The following is a 20,154-nucleotide window of genomic DNA, read 5'->3' on the forward strand; positions in this document are numbered from 1 at the left end:
TATTGGTAGACGAATTATTTACCGGTGGATCGCTTAACGGCAAAACCTGCACGTTTAGTCAACCTTGTCAAAACCAGGCTAACCAAGCCTGTTGAGTCAGTGGTTTTTGGTGACAAAGCGGACCGACCCGACAGGTTAAACGCTTTTACTACCTCATTGTCATCAAACGCACAACTTGCGATATAAAAGCCCAGTTTTCGGTAGCTCTCGAATTGTTCTTCGTTAAAAAATTGATCGCCCGTAGATTGATGTGGAAATGTCTTGTTTTTCATTGCGTACTCCCGAACGTCAATGGGCAGGCCCTTATCTATAATTGACGATTTAATGTACAGCAATTTTCCGGTAGGTTTTTTATCGCCGGCATACGAAATATTCCCCAGCGAATAATTAGCGGCCGAAAACCTTCCGTCAGTTCTATTCGTAATTGGGAGCAGGTTGATGTCAATCTCTGCCCCAAAATCGATTCGGCACCGTCGAATAGCGTTGGCAATTCCTTCGCAACTGAACTGATCATCCTGTTCTGCATCGCAAACAACAATAAAGGCACATCGTCTGCGTACCATTTCGTATAAGCCCATGTTATCGAAGTGACCGCCATCCGATAAGGCAATGAAATCGTTACGGGTATTGGTTTTCCCCATAAGGTTGTTGATGATATACCCCAGGCCAAATCCTGGATCGGACGATTGCCAGGTGCTTTTTCGAGGATTCCCGATCCATCGTCCCAATTGAACGTTAAATACGGTCAATAAAAAAGCGGTGGCAGCGGAAGAGTGGTAACCCTGGTTCGGGTTAACCGCAGCCCCCGAAGTGGCCATAGCGGTGCCGATAGTGGGCCCACCGTCTTTAAACGCATAGTGCTCCGTTTGACGAAAAGCGTAATCGTATGATTTAGTCATTCCATTGGCCGAAGCTTTTATCATACTAAAGTCGAACCCACAAAATAAGGGTGAGAATATAAACGACTCAGCCATCCGGTCTTGTCGGTCCAGATCGGTCACTTGCGAAGCGTTAAGGGCCGTGTTCAGCACTGGGTATGGACCGTAATAACCATACTCGTTACGCATCTTACTCAGTTTCTCATCGTCTAAATTATCAAACCCTGTGAAGGGGTTAGCCGTTCGTTGGCGGTCCGTGCTTCGGCGGGTAGCCCCCAAGTAAGCCCTCACCAACCGGTTGCGATAAAAATGATACATTGAAAATTCATTTACGCCAATCTGCCTGGCCAGTAGATAAGCCGCTAGAAAGCAGATCAACATAAGGGCTAAGTTTTTTAGGTGTACGTACCCGTGAGCGTCATCAGGCATTTGCCCGCCTAACAGGTTAATTACTTTATTGGCCAGCCATAGAGCGGGCGGGATCAACCCCGGCAGAAATATTAACAGGCCCAGGGCAAACACATAAGGGCCCGCTAAGCTGAGTACATTCAGGAACTGGGAGAAAGTATTCGTTGACCCGGTCTCTTTCGACGTTTTAATACTGAACGCGGCTTTTACCGTAGAGCCAATCAAAGCCACCCATCCGCCCGTAGCGGCAATCACCCACTTACTTTCAAACAGACTACCGACAAATAACTTGCCTAACAGGGCGGACGTAGCAATTAGAATCCACAGGAAAGATATACGGTGAACGTAAGCACCCATCCGGCCCCACCATTCCCTTCGCTCGTCTGGAAAATATTTACCAAGCAACGCCATTCGGGCAACCACCGTGATGCTGAATACTTCCAGTGCCAGCGGCAATCCGAAAATAAATTGAAGCTGATCGTCTATATAAACGACCTTATCAACACCATTGTCCGATACAACAAAATAGGTTTTTGCCGCTTCAATGTGTTCCAGGATGGTCCATGCGGCAACGAGGCAGGCTAGTCCGATTGCGGTAGCAATCAAGGTGGACAAAATTAAAATAGCCCAAGTTCCCGAAGAGCTATTCCCAAAACTTCGAATGCCCTGATTGTATTTGCCCAAAATGGCAACGAGGAATAAAGCCATAAAGGTTATGACCGTAGCGGGAAACAACGTCTTTATTTTGCTGAATGTCGAAGGATCTGCACGCGAATACAACCAGGCACTAAGTAGGTAGGCGACTACAGCGCCGATCCATATAATCAACTTGCTTAGTTTATTGGTGTGCTCTCTTCGAATACCTACAAACCGGATGGCTTCAGTTGAATAGATTTGCATACCCCAACCGGCCAGCAGCGATACGGGTATCAACAGAATCGCACTCGCACTCAGCACGTACTGCCACGATGTATTCTGCCACGAAAAGTCGTTCAGCCACAATTCATATAATAAATTGCCCAGGAACAGCACCGCAAGTAGCAACAGAAAGATGACAATCTGGTTCATCAGGGTATTTCGTAACCAGGTTATACCCACCGTCCAGGCATCGGCAGACATGATACTGGACTTGGGGGCCAGGTAGTTACTGAACATCCTGAGCCACCGGATAGGCCTCAATTCTTCGCCTAGTGGATTGGGCGATTTGTCCGTGCAGAGCCGGTTGGTAACTTTAACCACAGAGCCGTCTCTTTTTATCCATGCGGCCAGCCAACTGCCGATATAGCCGCCCCCCGAGACGGTGGATAAATAATCAAACTTGTTGATCAGGTTGTGGTTGGCTAATCCCTGCAAAACGCCCAGGTTAAACGTAGCGGAACGAATGCCACCACCCGAGAAAGCCAATGCATAGAGGTCCATCTCCCCGCCCTTCTGAAAAGGGTCTTGCACAGGCGAATTGCCCTTTGTCTTTATGGTCGAGACATAGCCAGGCTCCGTTATATGTAGTTCGTTTTTGCGCCAAACGCGGTTTTTCTGTATTTCTTCCAGCTCCGATTTAAACACTTCCTCGAACGACAACGGTACCTGTCTTTTCAACAGGTACTCAATCCGCTTATCGTCAACTTGCAGGAGTGTTTCCGCATCGACCGCCGAATCTTCCTCAAGCTGTTCATACCGGCTCAGGACTTTAATTTCGTCGGTGCTCAACAGGCTTTTTTGGTCAGAATCGCTCACATGCCACATTTGCAAAATCCGTTGTGCCTGTGCCTCATAACCGCCCCCGCCCAGCGCCAGGACAACTTCTATTGGAATGTATTGCAAAGCCAACGCTAACTGCACTCGTTCTTCAGGGTGTTCATATAAAATCGCCTTTATGACTTTACGCCAGTTGAACGGCGTCGGATAGGCCCCAAATTCATCAAACATATCGTTTATGCCCCTTCGCCAGTTATTCCAGATCCATTGGTGAAGGGATACGCACAACGTGGTCGTATAGGCTACGCACACAGGTACATCCACCGCCCGTTTGCTGATCCACACCAGTTCCACCGCCCGTAAGCGAAAACTGTCTTCTTTAGATTTTCTGGATTCACCCAGTTGTACGTTTTCTTCAAGATGAATAATTTGGTTCAACGTTGAACCAAATTCCTCTGGAGGAATATTCAGCACGCTGTTTTTTACGGGGTAGTTTCTCCTTTCATAGTTACCGATTTGGGTAATCGAACCTCTTAAGAGCGATGTCTGTATACTGGTAATCACTGAAACAGCCCGAGCCGTTAGGTCAACAATGGCATTCATCGCGGGGTGCAGTTAAGGGTTGGGAAAATAACCGGGTTGTTAAACCTGGGGTTGTTGAACAAAATGAGGATGTCTGAAGAGTAACTAAAATCAGATTACGTGCGCGGTTACATTCGGGGGTTAGCTTTTACTGAAACCTGTCTTTTTGCTACGTAGATTACTAGATGTGTCAGGTTAAAAAGTATAAGGTCAAACCCAATTCCTATCAATCTGGTGTGCCACCATTAATGTACTCTTACTCGCTGGCCAAGACCCGACTAAGAATACAAACCTTCATCCAACCTCTCCAACAACGCAATGGGAAAATTCCCGTATTTGAGTGTGTGATCCCAGAAAGCAAGTTGTTTTGTAAACGTCCCTGATAGCTGATTTGTACGTTGTGATAAGGCCATGCCAATAGATAAAATAGCCTGTTCTAGAAAATATTTTGCTGGTGGCGCCCTTACAATTTAAATACAGATTTGTCTAGTAGAGTTTTTGTACTTTTTCAAGTTTCAGAACGTAGCGTTTCTGCGGAAAAATGGAATCCTGTTCGCCTGTCGATAATCAGCTGTCTGACTGACCGTCAGCATTCACTATGGGCCACCAGAGGTCTACTTTTAGGGTAGCGGTTCCATATAAAACAGCCCGCTACCTGACGTCATGCTAAGCGAACTAACCTCCGATGTGATCGAGACGATGCTGGTCAATCAGTATTTCGGTCGGCTTGGTTGTGCTGCCGAAAACCGGATTCTGATTGAACCGGTGATGTATTACTACGACGGGCACTTTATTTATGGGCTGACCCGGCAGGGCACCAAAACGCAACTGTTGCACAAAAATCCGAACGTGGCGTTTGAAATCGACGAGGCAGTCGGCCAGGGTAGTTGGCGGAGCGTAGTCATTGAGGGGGTTTACGAAGAATTGCTGGGTGACGACCGGGATGATGCCCTTTTTTTTCTGCGACAACGAAAAATCCCGGTCTTTGCCGACGAACGATTTGGCTATCCGGGTGTCGAGGCTCCAGTTGGGCATAAAGTCGTATATCCCGTTGTGTATCGGATTCGGATCGTAAGTAAAACGGGCCGTTGTTACCAGCGTTCTCTCGACTTCCATCAAATTGTTGAGGACCATACAGCGTAATCGTACAAGCCACTACGTCCTTAGATAGGGACGTAGTAAAACAATGTCAACCGCCGTCTTCACTCTATACGCTACATAACGTCAGGCTTTTCGCCTGGCGTCGTGCCACGGTTCAGTTTAACTGCCGGAATAACCATGGTCCGCCAGCGGTGGCACGGCTCCTAGCGAAAGTCTAAACTTATTAACTGGGCAATTACCTGAGGTTTAACCCGAATCAGATTCGATACACCCTTAACATCCGAAATAGTTTCGACCGCTCGTTCAGCGGCCTGTGACTGATAATTCCAGTCCACATCGCCCTCAAGCGTTACACATCCGCGTTGTACCTTAACCATGGACTGAGGCACCTGACTGTGCCAGTCAAAAGAACAGAGGCACGAACTAGAGATATGCTGATTGACCTCATTCCGCAGGATGATTGGCTCATAAATGGATGGAAGATCTATTTTAGTCTCCATGATAAACTTCAACTCCTTATAAACCGGAACGCACCCGGCAAAAACTGGTATGAGGATGAGGCTGTCAATCAATATTGGCTCAGGCGGTTAGGTCTTTGGATGATCTCCATTCACCAGTATTATGATGCGTTTGGCGTTTTACCTCATGTAGGAGATCGACTATCTGATCAGCCCGGCACGGGCTTATTGGTTTTTGAGCGGGAGGTTAATGGCCTATCAACGGCGATCACGTATATCCTGTCTGACTGAAGCAGTTGAATAAGTCGATCGATAATTGCTCACCTTGTTTTATGGTCTGTCTCGATTAGGACAGTGCTGCTTCAATTTCTGATTTGGGTCCAATAGTGTAGGATGGCTTTGCTATACTGGTAGGGCGTCGCCATTAATTTGCGGGTAAAGGCCAACGGACAAACACTTTACCAATTAGTTAATTATAACTAGTTGCTTATAGATATATATAGTATAATTATTTATAAATAGTCTATATAACAATCTGTTACAATGAATAATATTTTATTAACTAGTAATGATATTATAAGTATAATTACTTAATTTTTACCTCTCTCTATATATGGGCAACTATACCTACGAACTCAAACCCAAATCTTCCCTTATCTCATGAGTTATTTGAGCAATTATTCAATATATAAAGGTTGCTGAATAGCTGATTTATCAGCCGCTACATACTCATCCACCTCCCGACAAAGGCTAAATAAAAAAATGGGTGATGTATTTACTGCGCCTTATGTAAACCCTTAAACTTCCATGGAGAATTCTGTCCTAGACAAATCCGTATTAGTACAAAGCGTATTGATGGCCTCTCCAAATGGGGTATTGGTCCTTCAGCCTATTTTTAGCCTTAAAGGCGGACGACTCGACCTGTTTCTGACATCCATTAATGCAGCAGCCCAGGAGGACTTGACGTGTCCAGTGCGTGAAGTGCTGGGGCAGTCACTCGGTCACTTTTTTCCCCACCTGGCGGGCCGTGAAGCCATGGACCGCTACTGGGATGTTGTCAGCACCGGACAACCGGATCAGTTCGAGATCACCAGCGTTCGGGCGGGCCAGTCTATACCCAGCCTCTTTGAGGTATCGGTTGTTCCGATACTTCATAATTTACTCATAACGTATACGGAAATGCCCCAAACGTCCGACGAAGACGATACGGCTGAATCTGGCGCTACGCTATTGCAACAGGCCTTCAATGAAGCAGCCAACGGCCTGTCCGTCTTTGAAGTTATCCTGGACAACCATGGCCAGCCCAGTGACTTTCGGCTTGTCATGCTCAATAAGGCGGGAAGGACAATGAGTGGCTCGCTGGGTGAAGAATTAGTGGGAAAGACGCTCTGGGAAATGTACCCGGCCACCAAAATCAATGGGCTTTTTGATCGCTATGTTCAGGTTTGGCAAACGGGTGTGCTATTTTCCTCGGAACATTATTACCCTGAATATGATATTTGGCGGGATGTTAAAATCGTTCGTGTCGAGCGGGGCGTGTTAGTGAGCTATACCGATATTACAGCCCTGAAAAAATCGGAGGAGCAGGCGCGCCAGCAGGCTCAGTTGGTCGATGATCTGCTGGAGCGAATACCGGTGGGGATCGCCGTTCTCACACCCGTTACGTACGAAAACAGTGTTGGTAACCGACAGGTGTATTTCAAGGTGGTACGGGTTAATTCCCTTTTTGAAGAAGTGATCGGCCTGTCAGCCTCCCAAACAGTTGGTCAGTTTACCAACCGGCTTCTGTCGAAAACGAATGCCGAAGAACTACTTAAAAGCGGACTGGCAGCTCTCGAAAGTGGCAAAACACAGGTGATTGAGCTGGAATTGGCTGCCTATTCCTCCGCCCACTGGTATCAGTTATCCATGGCTCCTACCGGTGAGCAACTGATTGTTAGTTTCACCAACATCACCCCGCTAAAGCAGGCGCAGCACCACCAGACGGAACTGCTTGATTCGGTGCTCAGTGGTTCCCAAAATGCCATTCTGGCTTTTGACTCTATACGGGATTCTACGGGGACAATTGTCGATTTTCGCTACGTCCTACAAAACGAAGCAAAACGGCAGCTTGCGGGCCGAACCGACGAACAGACGCTGGGCCGCACCATGCTGGACGTATTTCCGCAGGTTAGGGAAAAAGGGTTGCTGGACCGCTACGTTGAGGTCGTTACGACTGGCTATCCACTGAGGACACAGACGGAGTTTAACTACGGCAATAAGTTAGGTTGGTACGATTTATCAGCCGTAAAATACGGGGATGGCCTGGTACTCACCATTCAGGAGAAAACAGTCGAACAGCAGATTCTTCATCAATTACAAAGCAATAGCGAACTTCTTCAGACCATTATCGATAACACCCCTGCGGGGTTAGTGTTCTGGGAGGCCGTACGAGACGATAAGCACCAATTAATTGACTTTCGCTACCGATTGAGTAACCTGATGGATACCTATACGACAGGACATTCGCCAGAAACCCTGCTAGGTCAGGATCTACTACGTCTTTTTCCCCGTTTCTGCGGAACACCGCTGGAAACAAGCCTTCGGGAAACTATCGAGACGGGCCAAACGCAGCGGATGATGTTCACGGACTACGTAGAAGCCAGCGATGGCTGGTTCGATGCCCAGTTCATCCGGGTTGGCGACGGCGTACTGATGAGCTATATCAACGTCACCGAAGCGCATCAGGTGCAACTTGCCCAAAAGCACCAGGCCGATTTAATGCATCTGGTCATCAATGCCCAACCGGCTGGTATCGTCCTGTATGAACCCGTTCGGCAGCCAACAATAGATGGGCAGCCCGGCCCGATAGTCGATTTTACGTACGTACTAGTGAATGAAACCGAACGTCGGCTGACGGGTCGATCAGACAGCGAATTGATCGGACAGCGGTTCAGGCAGTATTTCCCCAGTGATCAGGGACAGGAGTTTTTTGCCTTTCTGGTTGACGTGGCTGAAACTGGCCAGCCCAAAGAATGGCTACTTCCCTTTTTTAGTGATGGGATACGGGGCTGGTTTCAGTCGTCATTGGTACGGCATGGCAATCAGGTACTCTTTACGTTTCTGGACGTAACCGAACTCAAACGTCAACAGCAGGAACTGGAGCATACCAATCAAAACCTGCACCGGAGTAATGAGAACCTCCAGAAATTTGCCTACGTGGCCAGCCACGATTTACAGGAGCCGCTCCGTAAGATTCAGTCGTTAGGCGATATGCTGGCTACCAATTACGTCCAGGTACTGGATGAAACGGCTCAGGATATCATTGGCCGGATGCAGGGAGCAGCCCAGCGGATGTCCAGGTTGATCAAGCATTTACTCACCTACTCCCGCTTGTCTACCCAACTAGTTCAGGTAAAACCCATCCGGCTAATTTACCTGCTCAACCATGCGCTGGACGATCTTTCTACGGTTGTGCAGGAGTCAGGTGCCCGTATCGAATGGGGAGATTTGCCGGTCATTCAGGGTGACGAAGGGCAGTTAGTGCAACTGTTTCACAACCTGCTGTCAAATGCCCTCAAGTACCGTCGCCACGATGTTTCTCCCCAGATTCAGATTAACTGCCGTACAGTAACTGCCAAGCATCTGCCCGTTTCGGTCCGTCATACCATTACTCCTACGATTGAAACTGGGGAAACCACCTTGTTTCAGGAAATCAATGTAACCGACAACGGAATAGGTTTTGATGAAAAGTATCTGGACCGGATTTTTCAGGTTTTTCAACGCTTGCATGGCAAAGATGTATATGCCGGTACGGGCATCGGTCTGGCGATTTGCCAGAAGGTGGTCGAAAACCACCGGGGTGCCCTGACGGCCACCAGCCAACCAGGCGCGGGAGCTACCTTCAGCGTCTATCTCCCCATTCCCCAAACGTAGTAAGTCGTAAATACTGCTCTCATACCTTCCTCTTTTTAACCTAATAAACGTGAACCGGACACTCTCTTTTTCTGATCAGGACCTGCTCGAATTGCTGGAACAACAAACTAATGAACAAGTGGAAGAGGCTCCTTTTGGGCTGGTTCGCATGAGCCGGGAAGGGGTGGTGGTCGCCTACGGCAAATCGGAGTCGCATATCACTGGCATTACAAAAGAATATGCCCTGGGCAAATATTATTTCACCCAGATCGCGCCCTGTGCCAACAACCGGATGATTGCGGCCAAATATGCCCAACCGTCACTGGATGAGGAATTAGACTATATCCTGACTTACATCTGTGAGCCGGTTAAGGTCCGCTTACGGCTGCTAAAATCGCCTGCGAGTCGCTATCAATATTTTCTGGTGGATCGAAAGTCTATTGCCTGATGGAAGTGAACGCGCAACAGCAGCTCCTGAAGCTATTACCGCTTTTTCATCGGTCGCCGGTGGCCATGGCCAGGGTCGATGCGCAGGGGTTTATTCATCAACTGAATCCAAAAGCGGTTCAGTTGATGATGCCGATGGTGGCCCACCTGGGCCTGTCCGGCGACAACCTGCTGGATACGTTAACCGGCTTTCTGCCGTCGGTTGGACGGGCCGTTACCAACTTCAAGCCCGAATTCGGTATGATCATCGAACAGGAGCCCTACCGCATTCGGCTTATGATAGACTCCACGTTGATTGAGCGGCAGTTCAGCCTGACGGTAGAGAAAATCTCGTCCGACAGCCTGCTGATTTTCTTTGAAGACTTAACGGATTTATTAACAAAAGTTAATCTTCTTCACCAACGCTCATGATCTGGAATTCGGGTAACGTGCAACGGATTGTTCTCGACATGGCGGGCCGAATTCTACAACAGCCCCATGCCGGACGACCAACGGGGGTTTCGCCCACGTTGGACCTGTACCGCGATCTGGGTATGGATTCCCTGCAACGGATGGAGTTGGCGGCTCACCTGAATGAATTTTTTGGCCTTTTCGCAACGTCAGCCGACAACTATTTGCTGGCCAGCACCCGACTGGACCACTGGACGAATTGTATTTTGCGGGCACGTACTGAGATCGATGACACGCTGACCTTCCGTACATCGGGTACCACCGGACAAGCGGCTCCCGTGCGGCACAGCCTGATATCTCTGCTGGCTGAAGCTCGCTATCTAGTGCAGCTCATTCCCCGGCCCGATCAGGTTGTCAGTTTAGTGGCGGCTAGTCACATCTATGGATTCATTTATACCATTTTGCTGCCCGCGCTCTGGGAGCGGCCCCTGCGGTTACGAGCTGACGTAACAGTGGCGGATATTAGCGCCAATACCCTGATCATTGGTACGCCCTTCACCTGGGAGTTACTGTATCAATCGCTGGGGCAGGGCACGCTGGTTTCCTGCCAGGGTATAAGCTCAACTGCCTCTATGTCACCCGGTCTGTTCAATCAACTCAATCAGGCGGACGTATTCCTGACGGAAATCTATGGGTCGTCGGATACGGGTGGCATAGCCTATCGTTGTCACTATGAGGACCCGTTTACTTTATTTCCCTACGTAACGCTACTGGCGGGAGAGCCGCCATCCATTGTGCGTTCCGACACCGGTGTTAGCTACTACGTCCCTGATCGACTCGAACGGGTGACGGACCGGTCCATCCGGCTTTTGGGCCGCTTCGACGAGTCCATATCTATTGCGGGCGTCAATGTCTATCTACCTCATATTCGGCGGATCATCGAAGCCTGTCCACTGGTCGCTGACTGCGACGTATATGCCAAGGCGGAATCAGGCAGCCGGGAATTATATAGTGCTATTCGGCTGCGAACTCATACAGAATCAACTAGAGATGCCTGCCTGCGCTGGCTTCGGGATCAATTGAGCGCTCCCGAAATGCCTAAACATGTGTACCTGTATTAATTCGGACTTAAAAGGCAAAGCCTGTTGCCCTTGAGACGACTTCATCCCTGAATAAAAATTGAATTATGCAGTGTCAGGCTTGTTACCTGTTCAATGATCTGGTTTGCCAGGAACGCCTGATCGGAGTCAATTCGCTACAATCGCTTAGGGGTTTAGTCCGTCGGTATATCATTCATTAATCTTTCCATGACTCATATCCGGTTACCAGGCTATGAAAGCCCTGTTCTTATTAATTCCATTCTTTGGATGGAAGGTGAGGCCAACTATACCCGCATCCATCATGTTGATGGGTGCGTTAGTCTGGTGACCAAGCCCCTTAATTACTTTACCTCCTTCGCCGGTTTAGTACGGGTACATCGTTCGGCCATTGTCAATTCTGTCTACGTCCATCGATTAGCGTATACAAAAGGTCGATGGGGATGGGTTTATCTAGTCAACGGCAAAGTTGTAGCCGTTTCCAGGACTTATCTTCCTCTCCTCATAAGCTTGTTTCCTCACGGGCCGATCGAGGAAGCCATGTGAGTAGGTGAATTTGATTAATATAAATAAGGGATTTCCTATTTATTTACTCACACAGGCATAACCAACACGGGTCTGGTTGTGTGATTCAGCACATCCTCGGCGACACTCCCCGACAGAAAGTGCCGTATTCCTTTATAGCCATGCGTGAATAACACAATCAGATCTGCATCTACCTCGTCAGCAAAGTCGATAATACCATCCGGCACATTCTTCGCCTGACGTATCGTACAGGTAAACTCCGTAATACCTTTGCCAGTCGCAAATTCATTGACCCAGTCGCGTATACCTTCCGGAACACGGCTATCAGTCGGCGTCAGCACGTACAGAAACTGATGCAGGCCCCGCTCGCCCATCTGAAATGGATAATGCTGAACCGCTTTCAGGCGGTCATCCAGGTCAACGGCATAGACAATAGTTTCCGGGCGGAAATGAGCAGCGGGATTCTTTATAATGAGTACCGGGCAGTGCGCGTACCGAACAATGCTTTCCGCATTCGAACCAAATAGCTATTCTTCCAGACCGGACGCCCCCTCCGAGGTCATCACAATCAGATCGGCAGGAGCATCCGTAACATGGTGAATGAGTCCCTGACCGTTGGTCAGTAACGTGGGAACAATGGTTACGCCTTGGTGCTGGCTATTGGCGGCAAATTGATCTAATTTGGTTCTAGCCTCCCGTTCTATTTCCTGGCATTCTGCTACCGTCAGGTTCGCGGCAACCCTTGTCGCATCCACGAAAGCAGATACGGGCATTGGATAAACCACGGAATGCAGCAGAAGTATCCTAGATCGGTTCGTTCTGGCAAGAGCAACGGCTACCGATAGCGCCACGTCTGTTTCAGGACCCAGATCGGTTGGAACAACAATCGTATTCATACGTAGGCAAATTTTAGATGACTGGGACAAAGGAACTTACTAGTATCCTCCCGCAACCGGACGACTACTACGTAATCTATTGATTTATATCACATTCAGACCTGACCTGGCTCCGGGTATGCTGGCTGGACCAAGTGTAGTTTTGGTCCGGATTAAAGATTTGAACTGCGGATTAACCCCCAATTAATCATGGAGACACTGGACACGCTTCTGACTATCGCCTACGTAGTGGTGAACATCTTTTCAGTAACGCAACTGATCGGCACGTATCGCTGGCCTGCCACTACCCGAGTCCTTTTCTTTCTGCTTTTTAGTATAGCCGCGTTTGTTAACATTCGAAACGCGCTCGAAACGCCCTGGGTCTACCAGAGCTATGCCGATTATGCCATACCCATTTACCGGCGATTTATTCTTGGTCTGTTCGACGACTTTACGATACCAATCGTACTCAGTATCGGCGTTGGTCAGATCCTGATTGCGTTCTCCATGTTTATAAAAGGTGACTGGTTTCGGATGGGCTGTCTGGGCGGGCTGGTTTTCTGCGTCGCCATCGCTCCGTTGGGATTAGGATCTGGGTTCCCCTCCTCGCTGCTGTTTGCCCTGGCTTTTTATCGACTTTACCAGCAGCAAAATCGGAAGCCCACAAACCTTATCCGTTCGATTATGCCAGCATTGGTACGTTCACCTGGCCAGCCAGTATGTCAACTGTTCGGTGCTGGTTGGGTATGAGTGGCATCTATCAAAACTCTTCAAACAGGGGGCTGACCTATGGTTGAATACCCCAAAGCTCACCCGCGAAGCCTCCGGCACCAGCGGCATGACTGCTGCCATGAACGGAGCGATCAACTGCTCAACCAACGACGGCTGGATACCCGAATTTGCCCGGAATGGAATCAATAGTTTCGTTCTACCTGAAGCGGATCTTACCTGGCCTGCTCACGAGCAGGACGCCTTCGATGCAGACAACTTGTTCACGTTGCTGGAAACAATCATTTTGCCGATGTATTACGAAAAGCCGGACCAATGGCTCCGTATTCTTAGAGCCAGTATGGGTGATATTTTGCTCTATTTCGATTTTAACCGGATGGCAACCGAGTATTACGAAAAGCTGTATTCACTTCCTCAGGAGTCAGCAATACTTGCCGAGCCATTACCTGCCTGCGGATAGAAACGTGTATGGCTTTAGTTGAACACGTACGAAAAACTGGCGGCTCTCCTCACCCTTATGCAGCAGCAAACAGGCCTCAGTGCAATTGTTGTGCTAGATGGTTAGCAGGCAAAGTTCATGATCCGTTAACCGACAGACCTTTACTTTCGTCTGATGTAGGATCGTTTCAGAAATGACCTGTTCATCGAGCAACAGAAAGTCATACGAACGTAGTAGCAAATGCATCGTTATAGCCAGTTCAGGCGAGGCCAGCAGCGTTTCTGGGTTGAGTTCGCCAGCCCACGATTGGGTGAGCATCTCCAGCCATTGGTCCAGCCGCGCTTTCGCCTGTTGTTTGGCAGCCCGATACGTTTCCCTGGTAAGCGCCAGACTATCGTCGAGGTCGTACGAATGCAAAATCGTCAGGCGAAGAGATTCATTAGGATTGGCTGTTTGCCAGCGACGTAGCGCAAGGGCAGAGTCAACCGAGCAGTCTGTAGCATAAAAGGCTGTTTTCATCGCTATTATCTGGCGTTACATAACGCACAAAAATAGCTGGCCCACCTGCCCTGGCAGATGAGCCAGCTTAGCTCCCAACCTGATTGTTATCAGTGCTCACCCGTTAGTTACCAGCGGGCCCGGCGCAGTGTTTCAGGCTGCAACACTTTAATACCTGATCCACTAACTTCGATGAGGCCATCCTGTTTGAACTCACTCAGGGTGCGGATCAACGACTCGGTCGCGGTACCCACTACGGCCGCCAAGTCATCGCGCGTGAGTTGAATCAATCCTTGTGCTTGCTGATCATGCAGGCGCAGGAGTGCATCGGCTACCCGCCGTCGTAGTGAATTGTAGGCCATACCGACCAGTTGCTCTTCGCGTTCGCTCACGTGGCCCGCCAGGAGCTTAATAAATTGCTGCCCTACATCCTTATTGGCCAGCAGCAGGTGTTTAAAATCCTCGTTCGGAATATAAATCAGTTCGGACGATTCCAGCGCGACAGCCGAGTCCGTATAGGCAACATTTTCCAGCAGGGCGAGGTAGCCGAAAAACTCACCGGAATTGTAAAAACCCGTTATCAACTCTTTCCCGTCGGCGTTGGCCCGAACAGTCTTGACCTTTCCCGATACCAGGAAATACAGCCGCGTGGGTTCATCGCCTTCGGTGTAGATAAATTGTTTCTTATGAACCAGATGCGCTTTCCGGTCAACCGATAGACTCGCTAAATTTCCGATCTCTTTAGCGTCAGACAGAAACTGACTCAGCCCATCGTTCTGCAAATCATAGTCCGGTCTTAAGTGCTGGAACCGGTTCAGCCGCCCTTCAATGGCACTCAGCAATTCACTTTCGTCGAAGGGTTTTGTCAGGTAATCATCGGCCCCCAGTTCCATTCCCTTTCGAAAATCAGTACGTTCGGTTTTCGCCGTCAGGAAGATAAACGGGATACCCGTCAATTGCGGATTTTTATTGAATATGTGTAGTACCCCATAGCCATCCAGCACGGGCATCATAATATCGCAGATGACCAGATCAGGGGGTGTTTGCAGGGCTTTTTCGACACCGACCTTGCCATTTTCTGCTGTCAAGACGGTGTAGCCGGTCAGTTCCAGAATCTCGGCCGTATTATCCCGAATATCGTCGTTATCTTCAATCAGGAGGATAGTTTTCATAAGGTAAGGTTAAAGTTACAGTTGTCCCCTGATTCAGTTCACTTTGGAGGTCAAGGGTCCCTCCCATCAAGTCGATGTAGCGGGCAACAATATGCAGGCCTAGTCCTGTACCGGGAATATTCGCTACGTTATGGGCCCGAAAAAATCGATCAAACAGGTGTTCCTTATCTTCTTTAGATATACCGATGCCCCGATCCTGTATGGATAGAAACAACTGACCATTCGCACATGTCCCCGTCACGGTCACGGTCGAGCCAGGCCCGGAGTATTTTACGGCGTTTGAGAGTAGGTTGATCAGCACTTTTCGCAAGAGAGACGGGTCGAGCCAGGCCGGTTCCGGACAGGCCAGTTGGGTTTGGATGGTTTGATCCGCTTTGAGCGCCCCGGTCATATCCGCCACCACGTCCCCAACCAACTGAGTTACATAGACCGCGACAGGATGAGCCTCAATTTTGCCCTCCTCCAGCCGACCCACCGACAGGAACTCCTCCAGAATGTCGTTTAGTTGCTTCACCGACGAGCGGATACGGTCGATGTGTTTCTGGCGTTTATCCTGCTGATCACCACCGGGGTATTTTTCAATCAGCGTGGCCGAGGTCTGTACGGCTGTCAACGGAGTGCGAAATTCGTGAGAGGCCATCGATACGAAGCGGGACTTCAACTCGCCCAGTTGCCGCTCGGCGGCCAATGCTTTCGAGAGTTCATCTTTGGAGAGTTCTAACTGATCGAGCGTATTCATCAGCGCATGGGTGCGGTCGGCCACTTTCTGCTCCAGGTCGGCATTAAGCCGTTCAATATGCTCGTTGCGGGCCAGCAGTTCCCGCTCGGATTCTTTTTTAAAGGTGATGTCGATGATGTAGGCGACCACGTGCAGCTCATCCTCCAGCCGAAAATAACTTAAGCTGATTTCAACCGGAAATACCGAGCCGTCTCTCCGTTGCGCCTGTAAGTCCCGATTGTGTCCCATGGCCCGTACCTGCGGGTTAGCATTGAACGACTCCCGAAGCTTTTCGTGGTAATGACTCACGCTCGTTGGAACCAGTTGCTCAATGGTCATCGACACCAATTCACCGGTCGCATAGCCCAGCAACTGATCGGCTAACTGGTTGGTCGACACGATACGACCACGCTGGTCGCAGACGATGATGCCTATGGTCGCGTTGGAGAAAATGGCTTCATAGCGACGAACGCTGTGTGCCAGTTCGCGTTCGGTCCGGTGCAACCGGTCCAGGTTGGTGATACGTACCAACGACAGTTGACTCGCTTCGATAGGCATAATCATCAAACGCCCCCAGAACGTATCACCACCGGCTCGAACCAGCTCCATTTCTTCATCGTAATGACCCGCCTGAACCAGTTGAGCAATTGTCTGAATTCGTTCGTTGCTGGATAGCGGCTGGCTGCGAAAGAAAGGGTTGTTTACGTCCAGCAATTGTTGTTCGGTGGTGTACCCCATCATCCGAATACCAGCCTGGTTGATACGGATGTACCGATCCTGTTGCGTATCGTATACCCCCAGAAAATCAGCATCATGTTCGAACATCAGGTTCATCAACGCATTCGTAGATAGACTGGTTAGCATGAAATAAGTAGTTCGTGAAGTGAATGACCAGGTAGCGATTTCTTTCGGCAAATTACATCATAACGTTCAGTAACAAGCCAATAATCAGTGTCCTACATGACGAACGTCAGGTTGTTTTATTTACCAAATTCCCATTTTTACAGCCATATTCAATAATTTATTCAGCAACTAATTACGTACCCCAGGCCGTTCGTTATGATGCCCGACTATTCCTACCCGATCCTGATTCCCGCCAAGTCGGCCGTCCTGTTGGTCTTTATGCCGCTGGATCGACAGCGACACCCGTCGCTGGTCGCCCTGGCAAACTCTCTGCAACAACAGTTGGGTAATCGCCTTCGGGTACTGCGCATTGATGAGGCAAATCATCCCGACGTAGTGCGCAGTTTTGATATCACCGAAACCCCGGCTTTTGTGCTGGTGCAGCAGGGCGTCGAATTATGGCGGCAAGTAGGTACACCCAACGAAGAAATGCTCACGCAATTGTCGCAACAGCTACTTAATAGTTAAATCAAATCCCCTGTCAATTAGCGGGGAAACTCACTTCTTCAGTAAACCGCTTGCCTTATTTCAGGACAAGCGTTGTCCCGTGACAAAGGGGAATGGGTTGGTCCGACCGACCCGTATGCGGTAGTTGATACAGACCCCGAAGCACGAGTAAAATGCCTAACAGAACCGTAACAACGGGCATCAGTTTCACAAACCGCTGGCGCGACTTCACGGGAAACAAGTTTGGAACGAGTCGAATCGCCAACAACGCGGGTACCGTACCCATCCCAAATAAAAACATATATAACGCACTATGAAGGGCACTTCCCGTAACGACGGCGCCTGCTAATGCGACGTAAACAAAGCCGCAGGGCAACAGACCGTTCAGAAATCCCAGCGTCCCAAAAGATCGCCAGGAAGGCTGATGCAAAAATCGGGACATTGGGCCTACAACCCAACGTATCGGATTTGCTGAGGTTAAGCTACTAAACCGACCTCGAATCAACAGGACCCAGCATAGTAAAAACAACCCAGCGCCAATCGACAGGGGGCGTTGCAAGCCAATCAATAATAACCCCTGCCCTACACTGCCAATGGCGACGCCCAGCCCGGCGTAGGCGATGAGACGAGCCAGATGATACAAGCCGATTGCCAGCCAGCGTTGCCCGACCGGCAATCGGCCGATGGGCAGCGCCATCGCCAGCGGCCCGCACATACCCACACAATGCAGGCTGCCGACAAGCCCCGTTGTTAGTGCGGCAGCAATCCAGACGAGACTCATAATTTGGTAAACGTTTGTTCATGAAAATACGACAGCCCGCCCGCCGACCAGTTGAGCTGGGCTCGCCAACGTCCTTTGCCCAGCTTAGCGGTCGAAACGTGTTGCTGGCCGGGTGAAAGGGTAATACGTTGGTCCTGCTGGCGGTTGGACGGACGGTAAAACGTTAGGGTGCCCTGCTGCCAGTCGGCAGGCATACTCAGGTCGATTTCCTGTCGGACGGGATCAATACGTAGCGAAGGTGCCTGAGGCAGACGAGCCGTGCGCGCCAGCCGGTCGATGTGCTGCTGATAAGCGATTTCGTCCTGGTAATAATCGTCCCGCACCAGGTCGATATGCTGGCGAGTCATTAAAAAGACCATCGTGCCGATGAATCCGGCAAACAGAATAAACACGAGTACAATTGATTTTCCCCAGTTCATAATTTTAAAGAGTGAATGAGTGAAAGTGTGAATGAAGAGCGGACGCGAATTGACTTTCGCTCATTCACTCTTTCATTCTTTCGCCCATTGATATTGGTCCTAAAAAGCTTGTCTCGACCTGATCGACCACGGTATCGCCGGTCAGTACGTCGATTGTCAACCTGGTTTTGTCGGCATGAATGGCTTTTTCGGGCAGTGTGATAAAAAACATGGTTTGGGTCAGTTCGCCGGGTTGGGTTTGGCTGAGCGGCTGAACAAATCGCAACGTAGCGTCGGGGCGGTTGAGCCGGAATCGTACTGGCAACGCCCGGTAGGTTTTATTGATCAACTCCACCGAATACAGGTTGGCGACCTGCCCATTGGCTTCGCGCTGAAACAGTTGCCCCGGTGCCCGCAATATCGTTACGTCGAGTGCTGGTCGACTGATGAGCAGGAAACCCAACACGCCCAGCAGCAAAACCAGCACACCTGAATACGCCATAATTCGTTTCGTAAATCGAAAGGGCTTCCGGGTGTCGATTCCCTGCTGCGAATCCATCCGAATCAGGCCCGATGGCCGGTCGATCTTGCTCATCACCTCATCACAGGCATCCATGCAGGCCGTACAATTGATGCACTCCATCTGAGTTCCGTTACGTATATCGATGCCCGTCGGGCAGACATGCACACAAAGTTTACAATCCACGCAATCGCCTTTTGGTAGGTGATGAGTTAATAGTGAAGAATGAAGAGTAGTACTGTTATTTTTCACTTTTAATTCTTCATTCTTTACTCTTTTCCCGCGCGGTTCACCCCGGATGTAGTCGTAAGCGACGATGAGCGAATTTTTATCCAGCAATACGCTTTGTAACCGCCCATAGGGACAGATCGTCGTGCAGACAATTTCGCGTAGATAGGCGAATACGCCGTAGAAAACGCCGGTGAAGACCAGTATAGTTGTCAGGCCCGCCAGGTGTTGGGCAGGGTTATCTGTAATTAATGTTGACCACTGATCCCGTCCAATAATGTAAACCAGAAATGTATTGCTGATGGCAAAGGATACCAGGAAGAATGCCCCATGCTTTGCGGTCTTTTTAAGAATTTTTTCGGTTGTCCAGGGAGCCGCATCAAGTCGTTTTCGAGCATTATAATCACCTTCGATCCAGGTTTCGACTTTACGAAAAACCATTTCCATAAAGATCGTTTGCGGGCAGGCCCAGCCACAAAACACCCGACCAAAAACCACCGTAAACAACGTAATGAACACAATGAACGTAATCAGGCCGATGGCGACCAGGTAAAAATCCTGGGGCCAGAAGGTTACGCCGAAAAAGATAAACCGGCGTTCCAGTACGTTGAACAGAAACAAGGGATGCCCATCTACCCAGATGAATGGCCCGACAAACAACGCAACCAGCAGACCAACCGCGACCACCGTCCGCCATTTTGTGAATCGTCCCGACGTAGCACGCGGGTACAGCCACTGCCGCCCCCCGTTTTCGTTCTGATTCGGCAAGTGCGACCGAAAATAGTCATCGGCCGGTGTTGTTACGTTGAGTTCGGTGTTCATAGGTTTTTAGTATCGTTTCGGGGGCTGTACCCCACCCCAACCCCTCCCCTTGAAATAAGGGGAGGGGCTAACATCAAGCCATATTCTCTACCCTATTTAATCCTGCTTCACCCCTCCCCTTATTTCAAGGGGAGGGGACGGGGGTGGGG

Annotated in this window: 21 protein-coding genes; 11 read left to right on the plus strand and 10 right to left on the minus strand. The window is 49.6% G+C overall.

Translation table 11 applies throughout. The features are described from left to right. Window positions 1–14 precede the first annotated feature (14 nt). Complete coding sequence (locus BM202_RS03425) at window positions 15–3,584, minus strand: patatin-like phospholipase family protein (RefSeq protein ID WP_143100626.1); 3,570 nt, start codon at window positions 3,582–3,584, stop codon at window positions 15–17. Between the two features lie 642 nt (window positions 3,585–4,226). Here BM202_RS03425 and BM202_RS03430 point away from each other — a divergent pair. Next, the gene (locus tag BM202_RS03430; protein ID WP_093823044.1) at window positions 4,227–4,706 is read left to right on the plus strand and encodes a pyridoxamine 5'-phosphate oxidase family protein; all 480 of its coding nucleotides are present in this window, start codon (window positions 4,227–4,229) and stop codon (window positions 4,704–4,706) included. A gap of 161 nt (window positions 4,707–4,867) precedes the next feature. Here the strand turns inward: BM202_RS03430 and BM202_RS37065 are convergent, their stop codons facing one another. Further along, entirely contained in the window at window positions 4,868–5,041 is a 174-nt protein-coding gene (locus BM202_RS37065; protein ID WP_177236489.1) for a BON domain-containing protein, read from the minus strand. Window positions 5,042–5,095: 54 nt separating this feature from the next. On the opposite strand from BM202_RS37065, the gene BM202_RS37070 reads away from it, so the two are divergent. The 6 genes from BM202_RS37070 (at window position 5,096) to BM202_RS03460 (ending at window position 11,496) form a co-directional block, all read left to right on the plus strand. Next, window positions 5,096–5,413, plus strand: coding sequence for a hypothetical protein (locus BM202_RS37070; protein WP_177236490.1), 318 nt, complete (start codon window positions 5,096–5,098; stop codon window positions 5,411–5,413). A 516-nt stretch (window positions 5,414–5,929) separates the two neighbouring features. After that, window positions 5,930–9,037 carry a PAS domain-containing protein gene (locus BM202_RS03440; RefSeq protein WP_093823046.1) on the plus strand — a complete coding sequence of 1,036 codons (3,108 nt, stop codon included), beginning with the start codon at window positions 5,930–5,932 and terminating at the stop codon, window positions 9,035–9,037. Window positions 9,038–9,086: 49 nt separating this feature from the next. Further along, the gene (locus BM202_RS03445; protein WP_093823047.1) at window positions 9,087–9,464 is read left to right on the plus strand and encodes a photoactive yellow protein; all 378 of its coding nucleotides are present in this window, start codon (window positions 9,087–9,089) and stop codon (window positions 9,462–9,464) included. After that, complete coding sequence (locus BM202_RS03450; RefSeq protein ID WP_093823048.1) at window positions 9,464–9,874, plus strand: hypothetical protein; 411 nt, start codon at window positions 9,464–9,466, stop codon at window positions 9,872–9,874. Before BM202_RS03445 ends, BM202_RS03450 begins: the two co-directional genes overlap by 1 nt. Continuing rightward, window positions 9,871–10,974, plus strand: coding sequence for a phosphopantetheine-binding protein (locus BM202_RS03455; protein ID WP_093823049.1), 1,104 nt, complete (start codon window positions 9,871–9,873; stop codon window positions 10,972–10,974). The genes BM202_RS03450 and BM202_RS03455 overlap by 4 nt, the downstream gene beginning before the upstream one ends. A 186-nt stretch (window positions 10,975–11,160) precedes the next feature. Further along, the gene (locus BM202_RS03460) at window positions 11,161–11,496 is read left to right on the plus strand and encodes a LytR/AlgR family response regulator transcription factor (protein ID WP_093823050.1); all 336 of its coding nucleotides are present in this window, start codon (window positions 11,161–11,163) and stop codon (window positions 11,494–11,496) included. Window positions 11,497–11,543: 47 nt separating this feature from the next. Here the strand turns inward: BM202_RS03460 and BM202_RS38075 are convergent, their stop codons facing one another. Continuing rightward, entirely contained in the window at window positions 11,544–11,849 is a 306-nt protein-coding gene (locus tag BM202_RS38075; RefSeq protein ID WP_245776502.1) for a universal stress protein, read from the minus strand. Window positions 11,850–11,861: 12 nt separating this feature from the next. On the opposite strand from BM202_RS38075, the gene BM202_RS38080 reads away from it, so the two are divergent. Then, entirely contained in the window at window positions 11,862–12,002 is a 141-nt protein-coding gene (locus BM202_RS38080) for a hypothetical protein (RefSeq protein WP_245776503.1), read from the plus strand. Here BM202_RS38080 and BM202_RS38085 read toward each other — a convergent pair whose 3' ends face one another. Then, a complete protein-coding gene (locus BM202_RS38085; RefSeq protein WP_245776504.1) occupies window positions 12,003–12,371 on the minus strand; it encodes a universal stress protein in 369 nt (122 codons plus the stop codon). Between the two features lie 189 nt (window positions 12,372–12,560). Between BM202_RS38085 and BM202_RS37075 the strand changes: the two genes are divergently transcribed. Continuing rightward, on the plus strand, window positions 12,561–13,100 hold the full coding sequence (locus BM202_RS37075) for a hypothetical protein (RefSeq protein WP_177236491.1): 540 nt from the start codon (window positions 12,561–12,563) through the stop codon (window positions 13,098–13,100). 43 nt (window positions 13,101–13,143) lie between these two features. Continuing rightward, window positions 13,144–13,539 carry a hypothetical protein gene (locus BM202_RS03470; protein WP_177236492.1) on the plus strand — a complete coding sequence of 132 codons (396 nt, stop codon included), beginning with the start codon at window positions 13,144–13,146 and terminating at the stop codon, window positions 13,537–13,539. A 93-nt stretch (window positions 13,540–13,632) separates the two neighbouring features. On the opposite strand, the gene BM202_RS03475 is transcribed toward BM202_RS03470, so the two are convergent. From BM202_RS03475 to BM202_RS03485, 3 genes are all read right to left on the minus strand, one after another. Continuing rightward, the gene (locus BM202_RS03475; RefSeq protein WP_093823051.1) at window positions 13,633–14,037 is read right to left on the minus strand and encodes a hypothetical protein; all 405 of its coding nucleotides are present in this window, start codon (window positions 14,035–14,037) and stop codon (window positions 13,633–13,635) included. Window positions 14,038–14,144: 107 nt separating this feature from the next. After that, window positions 14,145–15,188 carry a response regulator gene (locus tag BM202_RS03480; protein ID WP_093823052.1) on the minus strand — a complete coding sequence of 348 codons (1,044 nt, stop codon included), beginning with the start codon at window positions 15,186–15,188 and terminating at the stop codon, window positions 14,145–14,147. After that, complete coding sequence (locus BM202_RS03485; protein WP_093823053.1) at window positions 15,166–16,770, minus strand: sensor histidine kinase; 1,605 nt, start codon at window positions 16,768–16,770, stop codon at window positions 15,166–15,168. The genes BM202_RS03480 and BM202_RS03485 overlap by 23 nt, the downstream gene beginning before the upstream one ends. A 195-nt stretch (window positions 16,771–16,965) precedes the next feature. Here BM202_RS03485 and BM202_RS03490 point away from each other — a divergent pair, with 195 nt between their 5' ends. Next, window positions 16,966–17,277, plus strand: a complete 312-nt coding sequence (locus tag BM202_RS03490; protein ID WP_093823054.1) for a thioredoxin family protein — start codon at window positions 16,966–16,968, stop codon at window positions 17,275–17,277. A gap of 55 nt (window positions 17,278–17,332) precedes the next feature. Here the strand turns inward: BM202_RS03490 and BM202_RS03495 are convergent, their stop codons facing one another. The 3 genes from BM202_RS03495 to ccoG all read right to left on the minus strand — a co-directional run bounded on the left by BM202_RS03495 (window position 17,333) and on the right by ccoG (window position 20,005). After that, window positions 17,333–18,037 carry a sulfite exporter TauE/SafE family protein gene (locus tag BM202_RS03495; protein WP_093823055.1) on the minus strand — a complete coding sequence of 235 codons (705 nt, stop codon included), beginning with the start codon at window positions 18,035–18,037 and terminating at the stop codon, window positions 17,333–17,335. Beyond that, window positions 18,034–18,456 (minus strand): FixH family protein, encoded by a 423-nt coding sequence (locus BM202_RS03500; protein ID WP_093823056.1) that lies wholly within the window; start codon window positions 18,454–18,456, stop codon window positions 18,034–18,036. The genes BM202_RS03495 and BM202_RS03500 overlap by 4 nt, the downstream gene beginning before the upstream one ends. A 64-nt stretch (window positions 18,457–18,520) precedes the next feature. Beyond that, complete coding sequence (gene ccoG, locus BM202_RS03505; RefSeq protein WP_093823057.1) at window positions 18,521–20,005, minus strand: cytochrome c oxidase accessory protein CcoG; 1,485 nt, start codon at window positions 20,003–20,005, stop codon at window positions 18,521–18,523. Window positions 20,006–20,154: the final 149 nt, after the last annotated feature.

The sequence above is a fragment of the Spirosoma endophyticum genome (assembly GCF_900112365.1).
Taxonomy (GTDB): domain Bacteria; phylum Bacteroidota; class Bacteroidia; order Cytophagales; family Spirosomataceae; genus Spirosoma; species Spirosoma endophyticum.

Coding starts and splice junctions, on each gene's coding strand:
- BM202_RS03425 (WP_143100626.1), bottom strand. CDS start 3,584: ATGAATGCCATTGTTGACCTAACGGCTCGGGCTGTTTCAGTGATTACC.
- BM202_RS03430 (WP_093823044.1), top strand. CDS start 4,227: ATGCTAAGCGAACTAACCTCCGATGTGATCGAGACGATGCTGGTCAAT.
- BM202_RS37065 (WP_177236489.1), bottom strand. CDS start 5,041: ATGGTTAAGGTACAACGCGGATGTGTAACGCTTGAGGGCGATGTGGAC.
- BM202_RS37070 (WP_177236490.1), top strand. CDS start 5,096: ATGCTGATTGACCTCATTCCGCAGGATGATTGGCTCATAAATGGATGG.
- BM202_RS03440 (WP_093823046.1), top strand. CDS start 5,930: ATGGAGAATTCTGTCCTAGACAAATCCGTATTAGTACAAAGCGTATTG.
- BM202_RS03450 (WP_093823048.1), top strand. CDS start 9,464: ATGGAAGTGAACGCGCAACAGCAGCTCCTGAAGCTATTACCGCTTTTT.
- BM202_RS03455 (WP_093823049.1), top strand. CDS start 9,871: ATGATCTGGAATTCGGGTAACGTGCAACGGATTGTTCTCGACATGGCG.
- BM202_RS03460 (WP_093823050.1), top strand. CDS start 11,161: ATGACTCATATCCGGTTACCAGGCTATGAAAGCCCTGTTCTTATTAAT.
- BM202_RS38075 (WP_245776502.1), bottom strand. CDS start 11,849: ATGGGCGAGCGGGGCCTGCATCAGTTTCTGTACGTGCTGACGCCGACT.
- BM202_RS38080 (WP_245776503.1), top strand. CDS start 11,862: ATGCTGAACCGCTTTCAGGCGGTCATCCAGGTCAACGGCATAGACAAT.
- BM202_RS38085 (WP_245776504.1), bottom strand. CDS start 12,371: ATGAATACGATTGTTGTTCCAACCGATCTGGGTCCTGAAACAGACGTG.
- BM202_RS37075 (WP_177236491.1), top strand. CDS start 12,561: ATGGAGACACTGGACACGCTTCTGACTATCGCCTACGTAGTGGTGAAC.
- BM202_RS03475 (WP_093823051.1), bottom strand. CDS start 14,037: ATGAAAACAGCCTTTTATGCTACAGACTGCTCGGTTGACTCTGCCCTT.
- BM202_RS03480 (WP_093823052.1), bottom strand. CDS start 15,188: ATGAAAACTATCCTCCTGATTGAAGATAACGACGATATTCGGGATAAT.
- BM202_RS03485 (WP_093823053.1), bottom strand. CDS start 16,770: ATGCTAACCAGTCTATCTACGAATGCGTTGATGAACCTGATGTTCGAA.
- BM202_RS03490 (WP_093823054.1), top strand. CDS start 16,966: ATGATGCCCGACTATTCCTACCCGATCCTGATTCCCGCCAAGTCGGCC.
- BM202_RS03495 (WP_093823055.1), bottom strand. CDS start 18,037: ATGAGTCTCGTCTGGATTGCTGCCGCACTAACAACGGGGCTTGTCGGC.
- BM202_RS03500 (WP_093823056.1), bottom strand. CDS start 18,456: ATGAACTGGGGAAAATCAATTGTACTCGTGTTTATTCTGTTTGCCGGA.
- ccoG (WP_093823057.1), bottom strand. CDS start 20,005: ATGAACACCGAACTCAACGTAACAACACCGGCCGATGACTATTTTCGG.